The organism is Microbacterium sp. X-17 (assembly GCF_039615055.1).
Map to the genome: position 1 here is coordinate 170,415 of NZ_JBDHNI010000002.1, position 21,616 is coordinate 192,030.

Consider the following 21,616-nt stretch of genomic DNA (forward strand, 5'->3'; position numbering starts at 1 on the left):
CCGACGGGTAGCGTGCGCCGCGGAGCGGATCTCCTGAGGCGCGGCCTACGGGTTGCCGAGGGTCCAGAGCAGGAGGACGGCGGCAGCCTGCAGGAACAGGGCACCGCCCAGTGTCACCTTCCGCCGTCGGGGTGTCGAGCTCAGGCGCTCGTCGGCGAACGCGGGTGCGACCGGCAGCAGCAGCCGAAATGTGCTCTGCTGGGGGAGGAACACGGCGAAGAGGTACAGGCCGTACGACAGGATGAACGCCGTGAGCTCGAGGCCGAGCTTCCGCACCTGGCGCGACGAGATCCACCACCCGAACAGCGCCATGAATCCGAGCACGACGAAGAACCCGACGATCCCGAGATACGTGCCGAAGAAGCGGAACCAGGGCGTCAGCGGCAGGAAGTGCCCGTCGCCGACGTAAGGGATCCACCACGCCGTCTCGGTGAGGAGATAGGCGTTCTTCGTGCCCGTGATGAGGTCGGCGATGTAGGTCCACGCCATCCCGGCGATCGCCGCTGTCGCGGCGGCCGCGATGAGCCCGGCCATCTGCTTCCGGGGGAACGGATCCACGCCGCGGCGGAACCAGCGGACGGCGAAGAGGATGCCGAGGCCCAGCGCGAGCGCGAGCGCGCCCGGCCGCGTGAACGCCAGCACGACGGCGATCGGGACGATCCATCCGTAGCGCCGACGCCGCGCGAGGAGCAACGCCGTGAACAGGAGCAGGAGGAACAGCGACTCCGCGTAGCCGAGCACCATGATGAACGAGAGCGGGCCGAACGTGAAGAGGACCACGGCCCACCACGCGGCGCGCGGGGTCGTGACGCCGCGGAGGAGGACGAACAGCACCGTCGTCGCGCCCGCGCTGGCGGCGATGCTCAGCACGATCCCGGCCGTCTGCCACGGCATCCCGCCGAGGGCCTCGGAGAGGATCCGCTCCAGCCAGGGGAAGACCGGGAGGAAGGCCCAGTCATTCGTGAGGATCCGCCCGGACCCGTCGACGGGGAGCGGGACGGAGTAGCCGATCTGGGAGATGCGGCCGTAGCGGGCGGCATCCCAGTCGGAGAGGAAGCGGAAGAACGTCGTGACCGGCAGGCCCTCCGGCCCGAAACGCCAGTTGAAGACGCTGGAGAGCAGGAACGCGCCGTAGAGGAAGGCGAAGTTGACGACCCGGCCGACCGCCCAGAGGCCGAGCACTCGGACGAGAGTGCCGCGGGCGATCTTCTCGACGCCCTCGCGAGGCGCCGTGAGGTCGCCGATCCACTCACTGGTCCACGTGAGTGCTCGGTCGATGGCCCGACGTCGCGTGCTCGTGGGAGCAGGCGCCACGTCGCGGTCGGGGTAGGAGGTCACTTCTGCCCTTCTGCGCGCCGCGTCCTCGGACGTTTTCGCGCCGAACCCGATTTTCGCATGGAACGGCAGTCGCGCGTTAACCCTGGCGTCCGGCGTGCCGTCACGCGCGGACGTATGTCACATCACGGATGACGCGGCCCGCGCGTGCTCCCTTGCGCTCGAACGCCGTCAGGACGCGACCCTCGAAGCGCTCCGCCCAGTCCCCCGCGAACGCGCGCTCGAACCCTGGGGCGGCGTCGAGCACGTCGCGCATCTGCACGGCGTACTCCTCCCAGTCGGTCGCGAGCCGCAGCATCCCGCCCGGTGCCAGCGCCGTCGCCGCGGTCTCCGCGAACACAGCGGTCACGAGTCGCCGCTTGACATGCCGCGACTTGTGCCAGGGGTCGGGGAAGAAGATCCACAGCTCCGAGACCGAACCGGCCGGGAGGAGATGCTCGAGCACCTCGGGCGCATTGGCCTCCGCGAGGCGCAGGTTCCGGACGCCGGCGCGGTCCGCGTCGAGCATCGTGCGCGCGAGGCCCGCCCGGAAGACCTCGACGGCGAGGAAGTCCCGATCCGGCGTCTGCTGGGCCGCGTGCACGATCGCGTGCCCCTGCCCGGATCCGATCTCCACGACGAGCGGTGCGGCCCTCCCCCAAACCGCGGCCGGGTCGACCACGGAGCCCGGCGACACGCTCGTGGACGCGACGTCGCGCGGCACCTCCAGGACGTACCGCGGGGCGAGCTCCCGCCAGGCGCGCTCCTGCGCGTCCGACATCCGGCCGCTGCGGCGCACGAACGACACCGGTCGGTCGCGGAAGCGCGGCTGCTCGGTTCCGTCGGGTCCGTCGGGCATCCGACCAGGATACGAGCTCACCTGTCGCCTCCGACGCCCGCGCTCGCCCCTCGCGACGGGTGAGCGGGGCGCGGTTCGGGCTCGGGGGGCTCAGGCCGTGACGAAGTCGATGAGCTCCTCGACGCGCCCGAGGAGGGCCGGCTCGAGGTCGCGGTACGAGCGCACGGACGCGAGGATGCGGCGCCACGCGGCGGCGAGGTCAGCCTGGCTCGCGGCCGGCCAGCCGAGCGCGCGACAGACCCCGGCCTTCCATTCGACGTCGCGCGGGACCTCGGGCCACGCGGGGATCCCGAGCGCCCGTGGGGTGACGCACTGCCACACGTCGACGAACGGATGCCCCACGATGCGGACGTGCGCGCCGTGCGGTCCGCGGAGCACGGCATCCGCGATCCGCGACTCCTTCGAGCCCGTGATGAGGTGGTCGACCAGCACGCCGTAGCGCCGCTGGGCGCTCGGCGGATCGTCGCGCAGGACGTCGGCGAGCAGGTCGACCCCGTCGAGCCGCTCGACGACGACGCCCTCGACGCGGAGGTCGTCGCCCCACACCTTCTCGACGAGCTCGGCATCGTGCCGGCCCTCCACGAGGATGCGGCTCGGCCGCGCGACGCGCGCGCGATCGTCCGTCGGCGCGAAGGAGCCGGATGCCGTCCGCTGCCGAGCCGGGGGGGCCACAGCGGCGGATGCCACGACCAGGACGACCGCGTCGCCGTCGATCAGGAACCCGGGCCCGAGCGGGAACAGACGCCGGCGCCCGGCGCGGTCCTCGAGCTCGACGAGGCCCTGCGCGACCGAGGTGACGGCGCCGCAGTATCCGTCCTCCGCGACCTCCACCACGAGGTCGCGCTCGGCCGGCACCCGCGGCAGCGGTGGCGTGGCCCGCTCGCGCCATCCCGCCGCGAGCACGTCCGTCCCGTACCGATCGTCCATCCGCCCATTCTCGCGGCCGGCGTGCATAGACTCGGAACGCCGGTCGGCGGTTCCGGAAGGTCCGCGCGGGAGGCGCCATTCGACCGGACGATCCAGGAGGAAACCCCATGGCCAAGCAGTCCATCTTCGGGCGCATCTCGACACTCGTGCGCGCCAACGTCAACGCGATGATCGACTCCGCGGAGGACCCGCAGAAGATGCTCGATCAGCTCGTGCGCGACTACACGAACAACATCGCCGACGCCGAGGCCGCCGTCGCCGAGACGATCGGGAACCTGCGCCTCCTCGAGCGCGACCACCAGGAGGACGTGCAGTCCGCCGCGGAGTGGGGCAACAAGGCCCTCGCCGCGAGCCGCAAGGCGGACGAGTTCCGCGGTGCCGGCAACGCGGCGGATGCCGACAAGTTCGACAACCTCGCGAAGGTCGCGCTGCAGCGCCAGATCTCCGAGGAGAACCAGGCCAAGGCCGCCGAGCCCCAGATCGCCGCGCAGACGGAGATCGTGGACAAGCTCAAGGACGGCCTCAACGGCATGAAGGACAAGCTCGAGCAGCTGAAGGCGAAGCGCAGCGAGCTGATCGCCCGCGCGAAGGTCGCCGAGGCGCAGAACAAGGTGCACGACGCGATCAAGTCCGTCGACGTCATGGACCCGACGAGCGAGCTCGGCCGCTTCGAGGACAAGATCCGCCGCCAGGAGGCGCTCGCCCAGGGCAAGGCGGAGCTCGCAGCCTCGACCCTCGACGCGCAGTTCGAGCAGCTCGACGACATGGGCGAGCTCACCGAGGTCGAGGCCCGTCTCGCCGCCCTGAAGGCCGGCGGCACCCCCGCCACCCAGCCCTCGATCGACGCCCCGAAGGGCGCATGATCCCGGTCCCCCTCCCACGTGAGAACGCGCCTATGTCATCTTTCGGACGTATTTTCGTGACACACGCGCGTTCTCGGCGGTGGTGGGGGCCGGGGGACGGGGGGCGGGGATGACGCGGTTCCTCGTCGTGCCGCAGTGGCAGGGATCCTCCTCGGCTCGGGCGATGCAGCTCGTGGACGGGGCGGAGGCGATCGCCGGCGACCTGCCACGCTCTTCCACAGCGCGGATCGAGGTGCCGCTCGAGGCGGGTGAGTCGCTCGGCACGGGCGTGCGCCGGTACGCCTCGCTGCAGCAGATCGCGCAGCGGCAGCGGGAGGCCGCGATCGACGCACCCGGCGACGAGTACCTCCTGACCGTCGGCGGCGACGCCGGCGTCGCGGTCACCGCGGCCCTGCAGGCCCTCGGGGCCGGCGCCGGGTCCGTGGATCCGGACGCCGTGGTGGTGTGGTTCAGCGCGCACGCGGACCTGCACGATCCGGAGACCTCGCCGACCGGCGCGTTCGACACGATGGCCGCGCGTGCACTCGTCGACGCGGCGATCCCCGCGGCGACCGATGCGCGCCTCGACCCGTCGCGGCTCGTGCTGGCCGGCCTCCGCGACCTCGATCCCGGCGAAGAGGAGCAGCTCGCCCGTCTCGGCGCGACCGTGGTCCCCGCGGACGAGCTGTCCCGCGTGGCCGACGCCGTCGCGGCGCTCGCTCCCTCGCGCGTGTTCGTCCACGTCGACCTCGACGTGCTCGACCCGGCCGAGCTCGCCGGCGTCGCGGACGCCGTCCCGTTCGGGCCCGACGCGGCCGCGCTCGTCGCGGCGATCCGCGCCGTCCGCACCGTGGCGCCCCTCGCGGGCGCGGCCCTGACCGAGTTCTCCCCCGCCTCCCTCGACGCCGCCGCGTGGGACCTCGGCACGATCCTCCGCGTGATCGCGGCGCTGGCATGAGCGCGAACCCCGATACCGCGGCCATCCGCCGGGGTGTCGAACGCGCGCTCGCGACGGGGCGGCGCATCGACGCCCTTATCCCGCCGGTGCTGCTCGACTCCCCGATCAGCCGGCTCGGCTTCTGGTACGGACGGATCGTCGGCTGGACCTGGGGCTTCCTCTGGAGCCGCGGGCGGATCGAGCGCCGGGATGGGCTCTGGGTGTTCCGCGGGATGCCGCCGTGGACGTTCCGGCGCGGGGGCACGTGCGTCGGCGACTGCTACCTGACCGGCGATGCCCCCGTCGGCCCGCGCGTGCTGGCGCACGAGGCCGTGCACGCCCGCCAGTGGCGGCGGTACGGCATCCTGATGCCGGTCCTCTACCTGCTCGCCGGACGGGATCCGCTGCGGAACCGGTTCGAGATCGAGGCCGGCCTCGAAGACGGCGGCTACCTCCCCCGCGGCATCGTCTGAGGCGTCAGCGGGCCGCGAGCGCGCGGACGCCGACCCGGTGGATCTGTCGGCCCAGCACGATGATGACCGCGAGCGGGATGCCGATCCAGAACAGGTTCGGGAGCACCGCGACCATGAGGAACCCGACGAGGTCGCCGCGCTCGAGGGACTGCCGCGTCATCTCGAGCCCGCTCGAAGCCTCGACGAGGAAGTAGAGGACGGTCTTCCAGAACGTCGCGACGCTCACGATGAGCCCGAGGACGACGCCGGACCAGTGCTTCACGCGGAAGAGCACGATCACGAGGAGGACCACCTCGATGAGGTTCGCCCAGCTCTGCGCGCTGCCGAACGCGTCGAACCCGGCGTAGCGCTGGTCGAAGCTGGAGTAGAACACGTGCCCCGGCCACAGCCACGACACCGGTCCGCCCTGGTGGGACAGCGGACCCAGCAGCTCGTAGCAGGCGTCGTACGTCTGGATGATCGCCGTCACGACGAACCAGACCACGACCCACACGGGCAGCCGGAGGTCGCGGAGATCTGCGGAGTCGCTCACCCCGCCGAGCGTAGCCGTCAGCCGACGAGGCCGATGCCGAAACGCGGCGGCGTATGGATCGTCTCGCGCGCCGCGCCGACCCGCTCGGTGAGGTGGTCGAGGATGTCGGCCGTGCCGAGGAACCCGCCGAGCAGCACGACCTGGGTCGCGTCATCGTCGGCGCACATCATCTCGTCGGCCCACGCGGTGACCGCGCGCGTCAGCGCCGCGCCGGCGGTGCACGCCCGTCCGGTGCCCGGCGCGCCGGAGCGGCGCGAGCGGTCGAGCCAGGTCACCGTCATCCGCCCGGGGGCCTCGATCGGCGCGATCCACGACGCATCCGGAACTTCGACGAAGACGCGGCCGGTCGCACACAGGGGAAGGCCGGCGAGGGTCGCCTCGAGCTCGGCGAGCGAGGACTCGTCGGCGGTGACGAGATACTGCGCGCGCATGCGCTGTGCGCGGCGGCGCGTCGTTGCAGACGGAGCGGGGATCTGGGCCATGACGCGTCGAGTGTACAGCGAAGGGAAAGGCTTGCCTAACCTACGAGTCCACTCTGCAGAACAGCGATCTCGTCCGCCGACATCCCGTGGTCGCGCAGATACCCCGCCGGCGAGCCGTGCCGCGCATCGACGGCCGCCAGCAACCGCCGCATGACGGGGGCGGGCGAGCGGACCGCGAGATCCTCCAGGTGCACGGCCTCGGGATGGAGCCTTCGCAGCCGTTCGACCACCTGCACGTTGCGCCACTCCGGGAGGAGCCCCTCCGTGCGCGCGTAGTCGGCGATGACGGCCTCGCGGTCCACCCCCGCTGCCGAGAGGGCGATCGCGACGGCGACACCGGTGCGGTCCTTCCCCACTGTGCAGTGCACGAGCGTCGTCGCGCCACCGGCGACGGCGCGGATCGTGGTGACGATCCGGTCCGCGGAGTCCCACACGAGCCTCCGGTACATCTCGTCGAGCGAGAGATCGTCGGCGAAGAAGGACGCGACCGAGCCGAGGAAGAGCGGCACCCGGCGCACCTCGAGCTCCAGGCCCTCGATGCGGCTCGGCGCGTGGATCACCTCCTCGTCGTCGCGCAGGTCGACGATGAGGCGGATGCCGAGGGAGCGGAGCGCGGCGACGCCCTCGTCGTCCAGGCGAGCGAGGTTGCCGGCGCGGTACAGCACGCCGTGACGCGTCGTACCACCCTCGGCGGCGAGCCCCCCGACGTCGCGGAAGTTCACCGCGCCGGCGATAACGGGATCGCTCATGGCGCCAGCCTACCGATCCGACCTCTCCGCACGATGGCTAGGCTGGCGCCATGGCCGATGCTGCGGATGCGCCGCGCGCCGTCGACGTGTTCGACGAGTTCTCCTTCCTGCCGGCGCAGGCCGCGGAACTCGGCGTCACGGCGATCCCCCGCGCCGAACGGCTGGACCTCGCGCTTCCGGACGGGCGCACGCTGAGCGCACTGCGATACGGCGGCGACGCCCCGCGGGTCACCTTTCTCCACGGCGCCGGCCTCAACGCGCACACCTGGGACACGACGATCCTCGCGCTCGGGGCGCCGGCGCTCGCGATCGATCTCGCCGGCCACGGTGACTCCTCGTGGCGCGACGACGTGAATTACACGGCGCATCCGCTCGCCGAGGACGTCGTGCGCGCGCTCGACGCCTGGACCACCGGCCCTCAGGTGCTCGTGGGCCACTCGCTCGGCGGCCTCGTCGCCGCCGCGGTGGCCGCGAGCCGGCCCGACCTCGTCTGCGAGCTCGTCGTCGTCGACATCACCCCGGGCGTCGACGTGAACGCGAGCGGCCCGAGCCAGCTGCGGGACTTCTTCTCCGGCCCCACGGACTGGGCGACGCGCGACGAGCTCGTGGACCGGGCGCTCGCGTTCGGCCTGGGCGGCACGCGGCAGGCCGCGGAGCGGGGCGTGTACCTCAACTCGCGGGTGCGCGCGGACGGCCGCGTGGAGTGGAAGCACCACTTCGCCCACCTCGCCGCGGCGAGGCCGTCGACGGATACGCCGGCGGCCGACGCGACGGCAGGAAGCGCGCTCGCCGCTCTGCTCTCCTCGTCGGGCTGGGACGACCTGGCCGGCGTCCCGGCGCCGATCACGCTCCTCCGCGGCGAGCGCGGGTACGTCACCGACGCCAACCTCGCCGAGTTCGTCGAGCGCGTCCCGAACGCACGCATCGAGCCGGTGGCATCCGGACACAACGTCCAGGAGGAGATCCCGGCGGTGCTCGCGGCGGCCGTCCGCGGACGGCTCGACGCGAACGCGTAGGACCACGGAAGGAAACGCATGCTTCGTCGCACGGCAGGATTCGCGGCGGCCCTGCTCGCCGTCAGCGCGCTCGTCCTCACCGCGTGCACCGGCGGCGGCGCGCCCGCGGACACGGGCGAGCCCGACCCGAACGCGTCGATCTCCGTCCGCCTCGTCCTCGAGCCCACGAACCTCGACATCCGACAGACCGCGGGCGCCGCGCTCGACCAGATCCTGATCGACAACGTCTACCAGGGCCTCGTCGCGCTGTCGCCGGATCAAAAGGACATCGTGCCGCGCCTCGCGAGCGACTACACCGTCTCCGCAGACGGCCTGACGTACACCTTCACGGTCCGCGACGGCGTCACGTTCCAGAACGGGCAGCCGCTCACGCCGCAGGACGTCGTGTGGTCGCTCACGACGCGGCGGGACACCTCGACCTGGGCGGATTCCTCCCGCCTCGCACGCGTGCAGTCGATCACAGCGAACGGCAATACGGTCACGCTGCAGCTCAGCCAGCCCGACTCGACGCTCCTCTGGAACCTCGCCGGCCGCGCCGGCCTGATCTTCAAGGAGGGCGACACGGTCGACTACAAGACGAAGACGAACGGCACCGGCCCCTTCGTCCTCGGTTCCTGGAAGCAAGGCGACAGCATCACGTTCGAGCGCAACGACGCGTACTGGGGGCCGAAGGCGCTGGCGAAGGAGGTCGTGTTCGAGTACATCCCGGACAACCAGGCGGCGCTCTCGGCGGCGCTCGCCGGCAACCTCGACGTCGTGACGGGCTTCGACCCCACGCTCGGCGACCAGATCAAGAACGCAGGCTTCACGCTCGCGCTCGACCTGTCGACCGACAAGGGCACGCTCGCGATGAACGAGAAGGACCCCGCACTCGGCGACATCCGCGTCCGCCAGGCGATCCGGCAGGCGATCGACCACGACGCGATCGTGAAAGCGGTCGGGGCGGGGCAGAAGCTGTGCGGTCCGATCCCTGAGCTCGATCCCGGCTACCAGGACCTCTGCGGCCTCGTCCCCTACGACCCCGCCGCCGCGAAGCAGCTGCTCGCGCAGGCCGGATACGCGAACGGGCTGACCCTGACGCTCACGATCCCGAGCTTCTACGGGACGACCATCCCGCAGATCCTCGTATCCGATCTCGCCGCGGTCGGCATCACCCTGACCGTGAACTCGGTCGACTTCACCACGTGGCTGAACGACGTGTTCACGAACAAGAACTACCAGCTCAGCTACGTGCTGCACACCGAGGCGCGCGACTTCGAGAACTGGGCGAACCCCGACTACTACTTCACGTACGACAACCCGCAGGTGAAGGACCTGTACGAGCAGGCGCGGAGCGCGACGACCCCCGAGCAGGCGGATGCGCTGCTGGCCCAGGCCGCGCAGATCGTCTCGAAGGATGCCGCCGCCGACTGGCTGTACAACGGCGCGTCCGTCGTCGCGGTCGCGCCGGGCGTCACGGGAGTACCGACCGTCAACGTGAACGCCCGCCTGCCGCTGGCGGAGCTGGCCAAGAGCCACGGGTGATCCGATACACGCTGGTCCGGCTGGCGCTCCTCGTCGTCGGGCTCCTCGTCGCCAGCGTGCTGATCTTCCTCGCGCTGCGCGTCCTGCCGGGTGATGTCGCGCAGCTGATCGCCGGCACGCGGTCGACGCCCGACCAGGTCGCGGCCATCCGCGACGAGCTGGGGCTGGGCGCTCCCCTCCCCGCGCAGTACGCCGCGTGGATCGGTGGAATCCTCCGGGGCGACCTCGGCACGTCGCTCGTGACCGGATCCTCCGTCCTCTCCGAGCTCGCGCAGAAGGCCGAGGTCACGATCCCGCTCGGCATCCTGTCGCTCGTCATCGCCATCCTCATCGCGGGTCCGCTCGGCGTGCTCGCGGCGATCTGGCGCGACCGTCGCCGCGGCACGCTCGTCAGCGTCGCCGCCCAGGCGGCCGCCGCCGTCCCGGTCGTGTGGGCGGGCCTCATGCTCGTGGTCGTCTTCGCCGTCTGGCTCGGGTGGCTCCCGCCGCAGGGCTTCCCGCGGGCCGGGTGGCAGGATCCCGCGGCGGTCTTCCGCTCGCTTCTCCTGCCGGCCGTCACGATCGGCGTCGTCGAGGGCGCCCTGCTCCTGCGGTTCGTCCGCAGCGCGACACTGCAGGCCGCCTCCGAGGACTACGTCCGCACCGCCGCCGCAAAGGGACTGACCCGGACACGCGCCCTCCTGCGGCACGGGCTGCCCGGCGTCGGCCTGTCGGTCGTGACCGTGCTGGGGCTGCAGGTCGCGGGCATCATCGTGGCGTCGATCGTGGTCGAGCAGGTCTTCTCCCTCCCCGGCATCGGGCGGATGCTCGTGGCGGACGTCTCGGCCCGAGACCTCCCGAAGGTGCAGGGCGAGCTGCTCGTGCTCACGGGCTTCGTGCTGATCGTGGGCTTCGTCGTCGACCTCGTGCATCACGCGATCGACCCGAGACAACGGGATGCCGCATGAGCGCGCCCTCGGCCGCCTCCCGGTGGGCGTGGCTCGGCAGGCTGTGGCGGCTGCCGACCGGCCGGTTCGGGATCGTCGTGGTCACCGCGGTGGGAGCGACCGCCCTCGTCTCCCTGTTCTGGCTGCCGGACGACCCGCAGCGCGTCGACATCGCGGACCGCTGGGCGCTCCCCGGGCTCGCTCATCTCCTCGGCACGGACAACGCGGGCCGCGACATCCTCAGCCTCCTCATGGCGGGCGCCCGCACCACGGTCGTCGTCGCGCTGGGCGCCGGCGTGGTCGCGACGGTCCTCGGCATCCTGCTGGCCGCGATCGGCGCCCTGACGACACGGTGGATCCGCGAATCGGTCGCGGTGCTCGTCGACATCCTCATCGCCTTCCCCGTGCTGATCATCGCCATGATGATCACCGCGGTATGGGGCGGCTCGCTCTGGGTCGTCGTGTGGTCGGTCGGCATCGGCTTCGGCGTGAACATCGCGCGCGTGACGCGGCCGGAGCTCCGCCGCGTGCGGGAGAGCGACTTCGTCCTCGCCGGACGAGCGGCGGGCCTCGGACCCGTGCGCAACCTCGCCCACCATCTCCTGCCGAACATCGCGCCGGTGTTCATCGTGCAGCTGTCCTGGAGCATGGCCGTCGCCGTGCTCGCCGAGGCCGGCCTCTCCTATCTCGGGTTCGGCGCGCCGGTCACCGAGCCGTCGTGGGGGCTCCTGCTCGCGCAGCTCCAGCAGTACCTCACGATCGCGCCGCTCGCGGTGCTGTGGCCGGGCCTCGCGATCACCGTGACGGTGCTCGGGCTGAACCTCCTCGGCGACGGGCTGCGCGACGCGACCGATCCGGCCCTGGCCCGCGCGGGCCGCCGTGCACGCCGCCGGGCGCGCACGCACGTTCCGGAGGTGATCTCGTGAGCCTCCGCGTCGAGGACCTCGTCGTCGAGATCGACGGGACCCGCGTCGTCGACGGCGTCTCATTCGCGATCGGCGACGGCGAGCGGTTCGGCATCATCGGCGAGTCCGGCTCCGGGAAGTCGCTGACCGCGCTCGCCGTCCTCGGGCTCCTGCCCGACGGCGCCGTAGCACGCGGCAGCATCCGCTGGGACGGGCAGGAACTCCTCGGGATGCCCGAGCGCGAGCTCGCGCGGCTTCGCGGTCGCGAGGTGTCGGTCGTGTTCCAGGACCCGCGGACCGCGCTCAACCCCGTGCGCACCGTGGGCCGGCAGATCGCCGAGTCGCTGCGGATCCACCGGGGCCTGTCCGCGCGCGCGGCGCGCGGACAGGCGATCGAGGCGGCGGCCCGCGTCCGGCTGCCCGAGCCGGAGCGGATCGTCGACCGCTACCCGCACCAGCTCTCCGGCGGGCAGCGGCAGCGCGTCGCGATCGCGATGGCGCTCGTGTGCCATCCGCGGCTCCTCCTCGCGGACGAGCCGACGACAGCGCTCGACGTCACGATCCAGGCGGAGATCCTCGAGCTCCTGCGCGGGCTCGCGGACGAGGAGGGGACCGCGCTCGCCTTCATCACGCACGACCTCGCGGTGCTGTCGCAGATCGCGACGCGCGCGATCGTGATGGAGCGCGGTCGGGTGGTGGAGGAGGCCGACACGGCGACCCTGCTGCGGCAACCGGAGTCCCCCGTCACGCGGGCGCTCCTGCGCGACGCGACCGCGACGCTCTGGCGCGGGACCGCGGACGGAGGCGGCGCATGACGCTCTCCGCACCGCATCCGTCCGCGCCGCTGGTCCGCGCGCGGGGGCTCACGCGCATCCACCGCCGGGACAGCGCGCTGGACCGCGTCGACCTCGATGTCCGCGAGGGGTCCGCGCTCGGGATCATCGGCGAGTCCGGCTCCGGGAAGTCGACCCTGGTGCGACTCCTCCTGGCGCTCGAGACGCCGAGCGCCGGCACCGTCGAGTTCGACGGAAGGCTCGTGCGGGCCTCGCGGCCGGCGCGGTCGCTGACGTGGCTGCGCCGGCAGACCGGCATCGTGTTCCAGGATCCCTACGCCTCGCTCGATCCGCGGATGCGCGTGGAGCGGATCGTCGCCGAGCCGCTGTGGGCCCTGCGGATCGGGGATCGTGCCGAACGGACGGCCCGCGTCCGCGAGGTGCTCGCGCAGGTCGGCCTGGATCCGGCGGTCGCGTCGCGGTATCCGCACGAGTTCTCCGGCGGGCAGCGGCAGCGGATCGCGCTCGCGCGGGCGCTCGCGCACCGTCCGCGGCTGCTCGTGGGCGATGAGCCTCTGTCGGCGCTCGACGTGACGGTGCGCGCGCAGATCCTCGGCGTGCTCGAGCGGCTGCGTCGCGACGAGGGCACGACGATCGTCCTGGTCTCGCACGACCTGGGCGTGGTGCAGAACCTGTGCGACGAGGTCCTGGTGCTGCACGAGGGACGCGTCGCCGAGCGGGGCGCCGTGACCGAGGTCCTGCAGCGCCCGCGCGACCCCTACACGCGACGTCTCCTCGCCTCGATCCCGACGATCGACCCCCGCTGACCCCTCTCCCCAGCGCCGCCCCCCACCCCGACTCTCCCCATCCGGGCGATCTCGGCCCCTCGCGGAAGCGCATGTTGGCATGCTCGAACCTCCCGGCCCATAATCGAGGAGTGACCGTCATGAACGAACCCCAGGTGTGGACGCTGATCGGCGTCTTCGCGGCGATCATGCTCGGCGGCATGACCCTCATGACGACGTTCATCACGCGGGCGACCACCGCCGCGATCAACGGCGTGCGCGGCGAGCTCGGCGGCGAGATCGGCGGGCTCCGCGGCGAACTCCGCGCCGAGATCACCGGGCTCCGCGGCGAACTCCGCGCCGAGATCACCGGGCTCCGCGGCGAGGTCCGCGGCGAGATCAACGGGCTCCGCGGCGAACTCAACGGCCTGCGCGGGGAGATGAACGCCCGCTTCGACGCCGTCGATACGCGCATCGACCACCTCGATCGCGACGTCGCAGCGCTCACGAAGCACGTGTTCGGCACGCCGTCGCGCGACTGACCTCAGGCGCGACGGAAGAGCCCGCGCTTCTTCGGCTTCAACGACTTCTGCAGGTACACCGTGCCGAGCCAGCGCCCGAACTTGTAGCCGACGCGACCCATGCGACCGACCTCGACGAAGCCCAGTCGCTCGTGCAGGGCGATCGATCCCTCCGCACCCTTGTCGCTGATGACCGCGACGATCTCGTGGATGCCCTTCTCCTCGCACGCCGCGATGAGCGCCGCCAGCAGAGCCCGCCCGAGGCCCTTGCCGCTCGCGCCGGGCCCCAGGTAGATCGAGTCCTCGACGGTGTAGCGGTAGGCGGACTTGCCGGCCCACGGCTGCACGAGGGCATAGCCGAGCACGTGGCCGGCGGGCGAGATGGCGACGAGCATCGGCAGCCCCAGTCGTTGGAGCGTGTCGAACTTCTCCCGCCACTTCGCGAGCGGCCACTTCTTCTCGTCGAACGTGACGACCGAGTTGGTGACGTAGTAGTTGTAGATCTCGCGGAGATCCGGGATGTCGCCGATCTCCGCGGGCCGGATCTCGTACGAGAACTCCGCCTCGGGGACGGCGCGGCGGAGGTGGCGCGGCACGCGTCGCCGCGACTTCTCGTACTCCTCCTCCAGCATGGCCGTCAGCCTACGGGCACCGCCGGCAAACGCCAGTCCACCGGGTCCGCCCCCTGCTGCGCGAGCAGCTCGTTCGCCCGCGAGAAGGGCCGGGAGCCGAAGAAGCCGCGACTCGCGGACAGCGGCGACGGATGCGGCGACTCGATGATCGGGGTCGCGCCCAGGAGCGGCCGGAGGTTGGCCGCGTCCCGCCCCCAGAGGATCGCGACCAGCGGCCCTCCCCGGGCGACGAGCGTGCGGATCGCGTGCTCGGTGACCTTCTCCCAGCCCCACCCGCGGTGCGACGCCGGAGCGCCCGGGCGCACGGTCAGCACGCGGTTGAGGAGCATGACGCCCTGATCGCTCCACGCCGTCAGGTCTCCGTGCGCGGCCGGCGGGATGCCGAGGTCCGCGTCGAGCTCCTGGTAGATGTTCGCGAGGCTGCGGGGCAGCGGCCGCACGTGCGCATCGACCGCGAACGACAACCCGATCGGATGCCCCGGCGTCGGATACGGGTCCTGACCGACGATCAGCACCTTCACCCCATCGAGCGGGCGCTGGAACGCCCGAAGGACGCGGTCCCCCGCCGGGAGGTACCGGCGGCCGGCGGCGACCTCGGCGCGCAGACGCTCCCCGAGGGCCGCGATATCCGGCCCGACGGGCTCGAGCGCCGCGGCCCACCCGGCGTCGACGAGCCCCGCGTCCGCGAGCTCGGGCAGCGACATCGCCATGATCAGGCCGCCGCCATCTCAGCCGCGCACCTTCAGCGGCCCGCGAGCGAGAAGGTGCTGTGCGGACTGGGCGACGGGCCGCATCGTGATCAGGTCGAGGTTCACGTGGCCGGGGACGCCCAGGGCGTAGGCGATCACATCGGCGACGTCCTCGGCGACGAGCGGGCGGTCGACACCGGCGTAGACGCGATCGGCGGCCTCCCGGTCGCCGCGGAGCCGGTTGAGGCTGAACTCCTCGGTCTCCACGAGGCCCGGGGCGATCTCGACGACCCGGATCGGCTCGCCGTTCAGCTCGTGATGGAGCGCCTGCACGACCATCGACTCCGCGGCCTTCGCCGCGTTGTAGCCGCCTCCCCCGGGATACGCGGCCTGGGCCGCGGTGGAGGTGACGAACACCAGGTCGGCGTGGCCGTCGGCATCCGCGGCCTCCCGCAGCTGCGGGAGGAGCTCCGCCACGAGCAGTTGGGTGGAGACGACGTTCGCCTCGTACATCCAGCGCCAGTCGGCGAGGTCGCCGTCCTCCACGCGGTCGAGCCCCCGCGCGCCGCCCGCGACCTGCACGAGCGCGTGGAGAGGGCCCGTGTCGGCGAGGAACGTGCCGAGCGCCGCGACATCGGCCTCGCGCGTGAGGTCGGCCGCGAACGCACGCGCGCCGGTGGCCTCCTCGAGCGCCTGCAGCCGCTCCGCGCGACGGGCCACCGCGACGACATCCCAGCCCCGTTCGCGCAGGAGCCGGGCCGTCGCCGCCCCGATCCCGGTGCTCGCTCCGGTCACCACCGCACGCCGCGTCGTCATGCGCTCCACGCTACTGGCCGGGCGTGTTACGTCACATTTCCCGACTGTTGTTGACAAGGCGGAGGCTCCATACTGTCGGGGGAAGGCCGCGACGCCCGCCGCAGCCGATTCGATCCTCGAGGAGCATCCGCATGTCCGCACCCGAGAACTGGCGCTTCGAGACGAAGCAGATCCATTCCGGCGCCCAGCCCGACCCGACGACGCACGCGCGCGCGACGCCGATCTACCAGACGACCTCGTTCGTGTTCGACAACACCGATCACGCCGCGAACCTCTTCGCGCTCGCCGAGTTCGGCAACATCTACTCCCGCATCATGAACCCGACGCAGGATGTCGTCGAGCAGCGCATCGCCGCGCTCGAGGGCGGCACCGGCGCGCTCCTCGTGGCGAGCGGCCAGGCGGCCGAGACGTTCGCGGTGCTGAACATCGCGAACGCGGGCGACCACATCGTCTCCTCGAGCTCGATCTACGGCGGGACGTACAACCTCTTCAAGTACACGCTGGGCAAGCTCGGCATCGAGGTCACGTTCGTCGAGAACCAGGACGACCCGGAGGAGTGGCGCGCCGCCGTCCGCCCGAACACGAAGCTGTTCTTCGCGGAGACGATCGGCAACCCGAAGATCAACGTCCTCGACATCCGCACCGTCGCCGACGTCGCGCACGAGAACGGCGTGCCGCTCATCGTCGACAACACGATCGCGACCCCGTACCTGATCCGTCCCTTCGAGCACGGCGCCGACATCATCATCCACTCGGCGACGAAGTTCCTCGGCGGCCACGGCACGGTCATCGGCGGCGTGATCGTCGACGGCGGGAAGTTCGAGTGGTCGAAGAACGTCGAGAAGTTCCCCGGTCTCACCGAGCCCGACCCGTCGTACCACGGGGCGAGCTACACGACGGCGGTAGGCGACGGCATCGCCTACATCATCAAGGCGCGCGTGCAGCTCCTCCGCGACCTCGGCTCCGCGATCTCGCCGCAGAACGCGTGGCTGCTCATCCAGGGCATCGAGACGCTGTCGCTGCGCATCGAGCGGCACGTGCAGAACGCCCAGGAGATCGCGGAGTGGCTCGAGAACCAGGATGACGTGGCCTCGGTCAACTACTCGGGCCTCCCGTCGTCGCCGTGGTACGCCGCCGCGAACGCCTACGCCCCCAAGGGTGTCGGCGCGGTGCTCTCGTTCGAGCTCAAGGGCGGTGTCCAGGCGGGTCGCGAGTTCGTCAACTCGCTCACGCTGTTCAGCCACCTCGCCAACATCGGCGACGTGCGCTCGCTCGTCATCCACCCCGCCTCGACGACGCACTCGCAGCTCACGCCCGAGCAGCAGCTCACGACCGGTGTCACGCCCGGCCTCGTGCGTCTCTCGGTCGGGATCGAGAACGTCGACGACCTCAAGGCCGACCTCGAGCAGGCCCTGGCCGCCGCGCGTCGCGTGAGCGAGGCCGCGCGCGCCTGATCCCGCGTCGCCCGCACGGATGCCCCGGACCCCGCGGTCCGGGGCATCCGTCGTTCCGGAGACGTAACACGGTCCGACACCGAGTCGGCGGCACGGGAGAATGAGCCTATGGACTGGCAGACCTCCGAGGACACGGTGCCGAGCGCGCCGGTCACGGAGGCCGACGTCCGGCTCCTCCTCGGGCGGCCGCACGCGACCGGGGCGTGGCGCGACGGCGACCCGGTCGGCGAGCGGCGGTTCGCGTCCTTCGGCGCGTTCCCCACGGAGGGCGGCCGGGAGCTCCCGGCATTCCGCCTCGCGTACGAGACCTGGGGCGAGCTCTCGCCCGCGCGCGACAACGCCGTTCTCATCGCGCACGCGCTCACGGGCGACAGCCACGTCCGCGGAGCGGCTGGCCCCGGGCATCCGACCGCCGGCTGGTGGGAGGGCATCGTCGGCCCCGGCGAGGCGATCGACACGAACCGCTGGTTCGTCGTCGCGCCGAACATGTTGGGCGGATGCCAGGGCTCGACGGGCCCCGCGAGCATCGGGCCCGACGGCTACGAGTGGGCGTCGCGGTTCCCCTACCTCACGATCCGCGACCAGGTCGCGGCGCAGTCCCGGCTTGCCGACGCGCTCGGCATCGGCACGTGGGCGGCGGTCATCGGCGGATCCATGGGCGGCATGCACGCGCTCGAGTGGGCCGTCACGCATCCCGAACGCGTCGCGCGCCTCGGCGTGCTGTCGGCGCCGCCCCTCACGACGGCCGACCAGATCGCGCTCAACTCCGTGCAGCTGGACACCGTGCGGATGGATCCGCGCTTCGCCGGCGGGGAGTACTACGACGCGGCCGACGGCGACGGACCCCATCGCGGCCTCGCGCTCGCCCGCCGGATGGCCCTCCTCAACTACCGCAGCCCGACGGAGCTCAACCAGCGCTTCCAGCGGTCGTGGCAGTCCGGCGTCAGCCCCCTCGGGCACGACGGCCGGTTCGCGGTGGAGTCCTACCTCGACTTCCACGGCAACCGGTTCACGCGCCGCTTCGACGCGAACAGCTACCTCACGCTCGTCGAGGCTATGAACTCGCACGACATCGGCCGCGACCGCGGCGGCGTCGAGGACGCGCTGGCCCGGGTCACGGCCACGACCCTCGTGCTGGGCATCGACTCCGACCGTCTCTTCCCCGTCGACGGGCAGCACCGCATCGCCCGCGGCATCCGCCACACCCTCGACGGCGACCGCGCGACGGTCCTCGTGAGCGACTTCGGCCACGACGGCTTCCTCATCGAGACCGAGGCCGTCGGCCCGCACCTCCGCCGTCTCCTCGCGAGCTGACTCGGGCCCCACCCGACCCGAGCTCCCGGAGCTCGCGCCTCATCCCGCCGCATCCCGCACAACTCCTGCAATCCATGCACACCTGAGCCGCGGGCCCGCGCGTCTCCGCCGCGCACGTCACGCCCGCCGGCCGAAATGCAGGAGTTGTGCGGAGGGCGGGTCGGGTGCCGGCCGCCCGCGGGCAGTTCAGACGCGCGTCCGGGCCCGATCCGCCAGGAGGTAGCCCGTCAGGATGATGCCGAAACCCGCGATCGCGAGGACGACGCCCGTCCAGGTGGGGGCGAGGAAGCCCCAGCCGAGCGCGATCACGACGCCGCCGAGGAAGGCGCCGAGACTGTTGCCGACGTTGAGCGCGGAATGGTTGAGCGCCGCCGCGATCGACTGGTTCTCGCGCGCGACGTCCATGAGCCGGGTCTGGATCGCCGGACCGACGACCGACGAGACGAAGCCCAGCGCGAAGCCGCCGACCGCGAGGGCGCCGATCCACGAGGCGGTCAACGCGATGACGACCAGCACGACGGCCATCGCCGGCATCCCGAGCACCAGCGTCCGCCGCAGGCTGACGTCGGCGAGGTGACCGCCGGCGAGGTTCCCGAGGGTCATGCCGACGCCGATCAGCACGAGCACGATCGACACGACCCACGCCGGCGACCCGGCGACCTCCGTGACCATCGGCGCGATGTAGCTGTACACGGCGAAGAAGCCGCCGAACCCGATCGCCCCCACCCCCAGGGCGAACCAGACCTGCGGGATGCGGAACACGCGCAGCTCCGCGCGGAGCGTCCGCCCCGGAGTGCCCGGATGCGGAGGCACGAACAGCGCGACCGCGACGGCCGCGAGCGCGAACACCCCGACGACGACCACGAAGGCGGCGCGCCAGCCGAGCTGCTGGCCGAGGAGGGTCCCGAGCGGGACGCCGACGACGTTGGCGACGGTGAGTCCGGACATGACGAACGCGACGCCCTTGCCCCGCCGTTCGGGTCCGAGGACGTCCGCGGCGACGAGCGCCGCGATACCGAAGTACGCGCCGTGCGGGAGGCCGGCGAGGAACCGGGATGCCGCGACCAGTCCGAACGTCGGCGCGAACACGGTGAGCGCGTTGAACACCGTCAGTGCGAGCGCGAGAATCACCATGACGCGATGTCGCGGGAACCGCGCGACCGTTCCGGCGATCGTGGGGGCGCCGACCACGACGCCGAGCGCGTACAGCGAGATGAGCAGGCCCGCCTGCGCGATCGCGTCCTCGGGGCTCGCCGCCCACTGCTGGGGCAGCAGCTCCTGCGCGATGTTCGGGAGCAGGCCCATGACCACGAACTCGGTCATGCCGATGCCGAAGCTGCCGATCGCGAGCGCGAGCAGCGCTCGGGTGGCCGCAGCCCGGCTCAGCGCGAAGTCCGTCACCGGGCTATTGTGCCGCGTCGCCGTCCGGTTCGCGAATCGATTCGATCGCAGCTTCGAGCCGCTCGATCTTCCCGTCGATCTCGCCGGTCCGCCCGGGTCGGATGTCGGCCTTCAGCACGAGCGACACGCGCGAGCCGAACGGCAGCACCGCCTCGGTCGCGCGCTTGACGACGTCGAAGACCTCGTCCCACTCGCCCTCGATCTCGGTGAACATCGACGTGGTGCGGTACGGGAGTCCGGACTCCCGCACGATCCGGACCGCGGCGGCGACCGCGTCGTGAACGGACCCGTCCGCGCGGCCGGTGCCGCTCGGAGCGACGGAGAAGGCGACGAGCACGGGAACCTCCGGAGGTCAGGGAGTGGCGGGGGTGGACTCCGGCGGGGAGACGACGGCGGCGGGGGCGGATGCCACCGCACCGGCGCCCGCCAGCGGAGCCGACGCCGTCTCGGACGCCGGTCGCTGCAGGCTCCGGAGAAGCCGCGGGCCGCGCCCCGTCTCGGGCACGCGCACGAGGCGCACGACCATCCACACGAGCAGCACCACCAGCAGGACGTTGCGGATGGTCAGCAGGCTCACCGAGAGCAGGTCGAGGTTGACCCGCCGCATGAGTCCGCCGTAGGTGAGCGGATAGATCAGCTGGGTGACGAGCGCGATCGCCAGGACGAACGCCCCGGGGCGCAGCCAACGCTCCCGCTGAACGACGATCCCCAGCACGACGGGCGCGGCGATCCAGGCGATGTACTGCGGGGAGCCGACCTTGTTGAACACGATGAACGCGAGCACGAGCGCCAGCGACAGCGTCGGGAACAGCCGGGCGAAGGTGGCGCCGCGCCACGCCTTGTACGCGCCGAGCACGATCACGGCCAACATCGCGAGCCCCATGAGCGGCGTCATGAGCGCGATGACCACGTCGATGTTCGGACCCGTCACCTGGAAGGTCAGGACGTCCACCGAGTAGTAGACCCACCAGCCCGGCACTGCGAACGCGGCGCCCCAGAGGTAGAGCGAGCTGATCGGCGCTTCGATCTGCAGGCCACGTGTCGTCTGATCCCCGACGAACCCGAACGCGTTGTGCCCCCCACCGAGGGCGAAGATCACGGCAAGGGTGAGGCCCGTGACGATCAGGGCGCCACCGATGATCGGGAGTCTGCGACGTCCGGCGATGAGGGCGGCGCCCAGCAGCGCCGCCGGCCAGACCTTCATCCACGTCGCGATGGCGAGGAGGATCGACGCGACCCACGGGCGGCGCACGAGCCAGAGGCACCCGAGGATCGCGAGCGGCAGCGTCACGCCCTCGATCCGGTACATCCCCACGGGGCCGAGGAACAGGATGAACGCGAGCCAGAACCACGCGGCCGCGCGGCGACCCTTCGATGCGCCGCGGCCCACGAGGACCGCGAAGACGGGGATGTCGATGAGGATGATGAGCACCGCCCACGCGGGCGTGTAGCTGATGAGCCAGGCGAAGAGCCACGCGAGCAGCATCGGCGCGAGGGCGAGCTGCGGGTAGACCCAGGAGTCCGTGATGCCGGGGATGCTCCACGTGGGCGGGTCACCGCAATACGTCGACGTCGGCAGGAGCGCGCAGCCCGACCACTTCTCGTAGACGAGGTAGACGTCGCCCATGGGCCCGTTCGGCTCGATGAAGCCGAGCACCGCGACGAGGATGTGCACGGCCGCGAACGCGATCCACAGAACACCGCGTTTCGACATTCCCTCATCGTAACCGGAGGGGCCTGGATGC

24 protein-coding genes are annotated in these 21,616 nt (G+C 71.8%); 12 read left to right on the plus strand and 12 right to left on the minus strand.

Annotated elements, in window-relative coordinates:
- Positions 1 to 45: 45 nt before the first annotated feature.
- The 3 genes from ABCS02_RS09295 to ABCS02_RS09305 form a co-directional block, all read right to left on the minus strand.
- A complete protein-coding gene (locus tag ABCS02_RS09295; protein ID WP_345835353.1) occupies positions 46 to 1,338 on the minus strand; it encodes a hypothetical protein in 1,293 nt (430 codons plus the stop codon).
- 100 nt (positions 1,339 to 1,438) lie between these two features.
- Positions 1,439 to 2,173, minus strand: a complete 735-nt coding sequence (gene trmB / locus ABCS02_RS09300; protein WP_345835354.1) for a tRNA (guanosine(46)-N7)-methyltransferase TrmB — start codon at positions 2,171 to 2,173, stop codon at positions 1,439 to 1,441.
- A 90-nt stretch (positions 2,174 to 2,263) separates the two neighbouring features.
- The gene (locus ABCS02_RS09305) at positions 2,264 to 3,100 is read right to left on the minus strand and encodes a DUF3097 family protein (RefSeq protein ID WP_345835355.1); all 837 of its coding nucleotides are present in this window, start codon (positions 3,098 to 3,100) and stop codon (positions 2,264 to 2,266) included.
- Between the two features lie 107 nt (positions 3,101 to 3,207).
- On the opposite strand from ABCS02_RS09305, the gene ABCS02_RS09310 reads away from it, so the two are divergent.
- The 3 genes from ABCS02_RS09310 (at position 3,208) to ABCS02_RS09320 (ending at position 5,352) form a co-directional block, all read left to right on the plus strand.
- The gene (locus tag ABCS02_RS09310; protein WP_345835356.1) at positions 3,208 to 3,963 is read left to right on the plus strand and encodes a PspA/IM30 family protein; all 756 of its coding nucleotides are present in this window, start codon (positions 3,208 to 3,210) and stop codon (positions 3,961 to 3,963) included.
- A gap of 109 nt (positions 3,964 to 4,072) precedes the next feature.
- Positions 4,073 to 4,900 carry an arginase family protein gene (locus tag ABCS02_RS09315; RefSeq protein ID WP_345835357.1) on the plus strand — a complete coding sequence of 276 codons (828 nt, stop codon included), beginning with the start codon at positions 4,073 to 4,075 and terminating at the stop codon, positions 4,898 to 4,900.
- The gene (locus tag ABCS02_RS09320) at positions 4,897 to 5,352 is read left to right on the plus strand and encodes a Fe-S oxidoreductase (protein ID WP_345835358.1); all 456 of its coding nucleotides are present in this window, start codon (positions 4,897 to 4,899) and stop codon (positions 5,350 to 5,352) included. Before ABCS02_RS09315 ends, ABCS02_RS09320 begins: the two co-directional genes overlap by 4 nt.
- Before the next feature lie 4 nt (positions 5,353 to 5,356).
- On the opposite strand, the gene ABCS02_RS09325 is transcribed toward ABCS02_RS09320, so the two are convergent.
- Genes ABCS02_RS09325 through ABCS02_RS09335 form a run of 3 tightly spaced genes read right to left on the minus strand, consistent with a single transcriptional unit; the run spans position 5,357 to position 7,115 of the window.
- On the minus strand, positions 5,357 to 5,884 hold the full coding sequence (locus tag ABCS02_RS09325; protein WP_345835359.1) for a hypothetical protein: 528 nt from the start codon (positions 5,882 to 5,884) through the stop codon (positions 5,357 to 5,359).
- A gap of 17 nt (positions 5,885 to 5,901) precedes the next feature.
- Positions 5,902 to 6,366: an SIP domain-containing protein gene (locus ABCS02_RS09330; RefSeq protein ID WP_345835360.1), complete on the minus strand. Its 465-nt coding sequence runs from the start codon at positions 6,364 to 6,366 to the stop codon at positions 5,902 to 5,904.
- Between the two features lie 35 nt (positions 6,367 to 6,401).
- Positions 6,402 to 7,115 carry a tyrosine-protein phosphatase gene (locus tag ABCS02_RS09335; RefSeq protein ID WP_345835361.1) on the minus strand — a complete coding sequence of 238 codons (714 nt, stop codon included), beginning with the start codon at positions 7,113 to 7,115 and terminating at the stop codon, positions 6,402 to 6,404.
- A gap of 50 nt (positions 7,116 to 7,165) precedes the next feature.
- Between ABCS02_RS09335 and ABCS02_RS09340 the strand changes: the two genes are divergently transcribed.
- The 7 genes from ABCS02_RS09340 (at position 7,166) to ABCS02_RS09370 (ending at position 13,586) form a co-directional block, all read left to right on the plus strand.
- Positions 7,166 to 8,131 (plus strand): alpha/beta hydrolase, encoded by a 966-nt coding sequence (locus ABCS02_RS09340; RefSeq protein WP_345835362.1) that lies wholly within the window; start codon positions 7,166 to 7,168, stop codon positions 8,129 to 8,131.
- Between the two features lie 18 nt (positions 8,132 to 8,149).
- Positions 8,150 to 9,655, plus strand: a complete 1,506-nt coding sequence (locus ABCS02_RS09345; protein WP_345835363.1) for an ABC transporter substrate-binding protein — start codon at positions 8,150 to 8,152, stop codon at positions 9,653 to 9,655.
- Entirely contained in the window at positions 9,652 to 10,602 is a 951-nt protein-coding gene (locus tag ABCS02_RS09350) for an ABC transporter permease (protein ID WP_345835364.1), read from the plus strand. Before ABCS02_RS09345 ends, ABCS02_RS09350 begins: the two co-directional genes overlap by 4 nt.
- Positions 10,599 to 11,507 (plus strand): ABC transporter permease, encoded by a 909-nt coding sequence (locus ABCS02_RS09355; RefSeq protein WP_345835365.1) that lies wholly within the window; start codon positions 10,599 to 10,601, stop codon positions 11,505 to 11,507. Before ABCS02_RS09350 ends, ABCS02_RS09355 begins: the two co-directional genes overlap by 4 nt.
- A complete protein-coding gene (locus ABCS02_RS09360) occupies positions 11,504 to 12,301 on the plus strand; it encodes an ABC transporter ATP-binding protein (protein WP_345835366.1) in 798 nt (265 codons plus the stop codon). Before ABCS02_RS09355 ends, ABCS02_RS09360 begins: the two co-directional genes overlap by 4 nt.
- Positions 12,298 to 13,086, plus strand: a complete 789-nt coding sequence (locus ABCS02_RS09365; protein ID WP_345835367.1) for an ATP-binding cassette domain-containing protein — start codon at positions 12,298 to 12,300, stop codon at positions 13,084 to 13,086. The genes ABCS02_RS09360 and ABCS02_RS09365 overlap by 4 nt, the downstream gene beginning before the upstream one ends.
- A gap of 119 nt (positions 13,087 to 13,205) precedes the next feature.
- Entirely contained in the window at positions 13,206 to 13,586 is a 381-nt protein-coding gene (locus ABCS02_RS09370) for a hypothetical protein (protein WP_345835368.1), read from the plus strand.
- Positions 13,587 to 13,588: 2 nt separating this feature from the next.
- Here the strand turns inward: ABCS02_RS09370 and ABCS02_RS09375 are convergent, their stop codons facing one another.
- Genes ABCS02_RS09375 through ABCS02_RS09385 form a run of 3 tightly spaced genes read right to left on the minus strand, consistent with a single transcriptional unit; the run spans position 13,589 to position 15,702 of the window.
- Complete coding sequence (locus ABCS02_RS09375) at positions 13,589 to 14,197, minus strand: N-acetyltransferase family protein (RefSeq protein WP_345835369.1); 609 nt, start codon at positions 14,195 to 14,197, stop codon at positions 13,589 to 13,591.
- A gap of 5 nt (positions 14,198 to 14,202) precedes the next feature.
- Entirely contained in the window at positions 14,203 to 14,907 is a 705-nt protein-coding gene (locus ABCS02_RS09380; RefSeq protein WP_345835370.1) for a uracil-DNA glycosylase, read from the minus strand.
- Between the two features lie 18 nt (positions 14,908 to 14,925).
- Entirely contained in the window at positions 14,926 to 15,702 is a 777-nt protein-coding gene (locus ABCS02_RS09385) for an SDR family oxidoreductase (RefSeq protein ID WP_345835371.1), read from the minus strand.
- A gap of 131 nt (positions 15,703 to 15,833) precedes the next feature.
- Here ABCS02_RS09385 and ABCS02_RS09390 point away from each other — a divergent pair, with 131 nt between their 5' ends.
- Both ABCS02_RS09390 and ABCS02_RS09395 read left to right on the plus strand, forming a co-directional pair.
- Positions 15,834 to 17,156, plus strand: a complete 1,323-nt coding sequence (locus tag ABCS02_RS09390; RefSeq protein ID WP_345835372.1) for a bifunctional o-acetylhomoserine/o-acetylserine sulfhydrylase — start codon at positions 15,834 to 15,836, stop codon at positions 17,154 to 17,156.
- A gap of 108 nt (positions 17,157 to 17,264) precedes the next feature.
- A complete protein-coding gene (locus ABCS02_RS09395) occupies positions 17,265 to 18,470 on the plus strand; it encodes a homoserine O-acetyltransferase (RefSeq protein WP_345835373.1) in 1,206 nt (401 codons plus the stop codon).
- A gap of 186 nt (positions 18,471 to 18,656) precedes the next feature.
- Here ABCS02_RS09395 and ABCS02_RS09400 read toward each other — a convergent pair whose 3' ends face one another.
- From ABCS02_RS09400 to ABCS02_RS09410, 3 genes are all read right to left on the minus strand, one after another.
- Positions 18,657 to 19,793 (minus strand): MFS transporter, encoded by a 1,137-nt coding sequence (locus ABCS02_RS09400; protein ID WP_345836319.1) that lies wholly within the window; start codon positions 19,791 to 19,793, stop codon positions 18,657 to 18,659.
- A gap of 82 nt (positions 19,794 to 19,875) precedes the next feature.
- Positions 19,876 to 20,208, minus strand: a complete 333-nt coding sequence (locus ABCS02_RS09405; RefSeq protein ID WP_345835374.1) for a thiamine-binding protein — start codon at positions 20,206 to 20,208, stop codon at positions 19,876 to 19,878.
- A gap of 15 nt (positions 20,209 to 20,223) precedes the next feature.
- The gene (locus ABCS02_RS09410) at positions 20,224 to 21,585 is read right to left on the minus strand and encodes a hypothetical protein (RefSeq protein WP_345835375.1); all 1,362 of its coding nucleotides are present in this window, start codon (positions 21,583 to 21,585) and stop codon (positions 20,224 to 20,226) included.
- Positions 21,586 to 21,616: the final 31 nt, after the last annotated feature.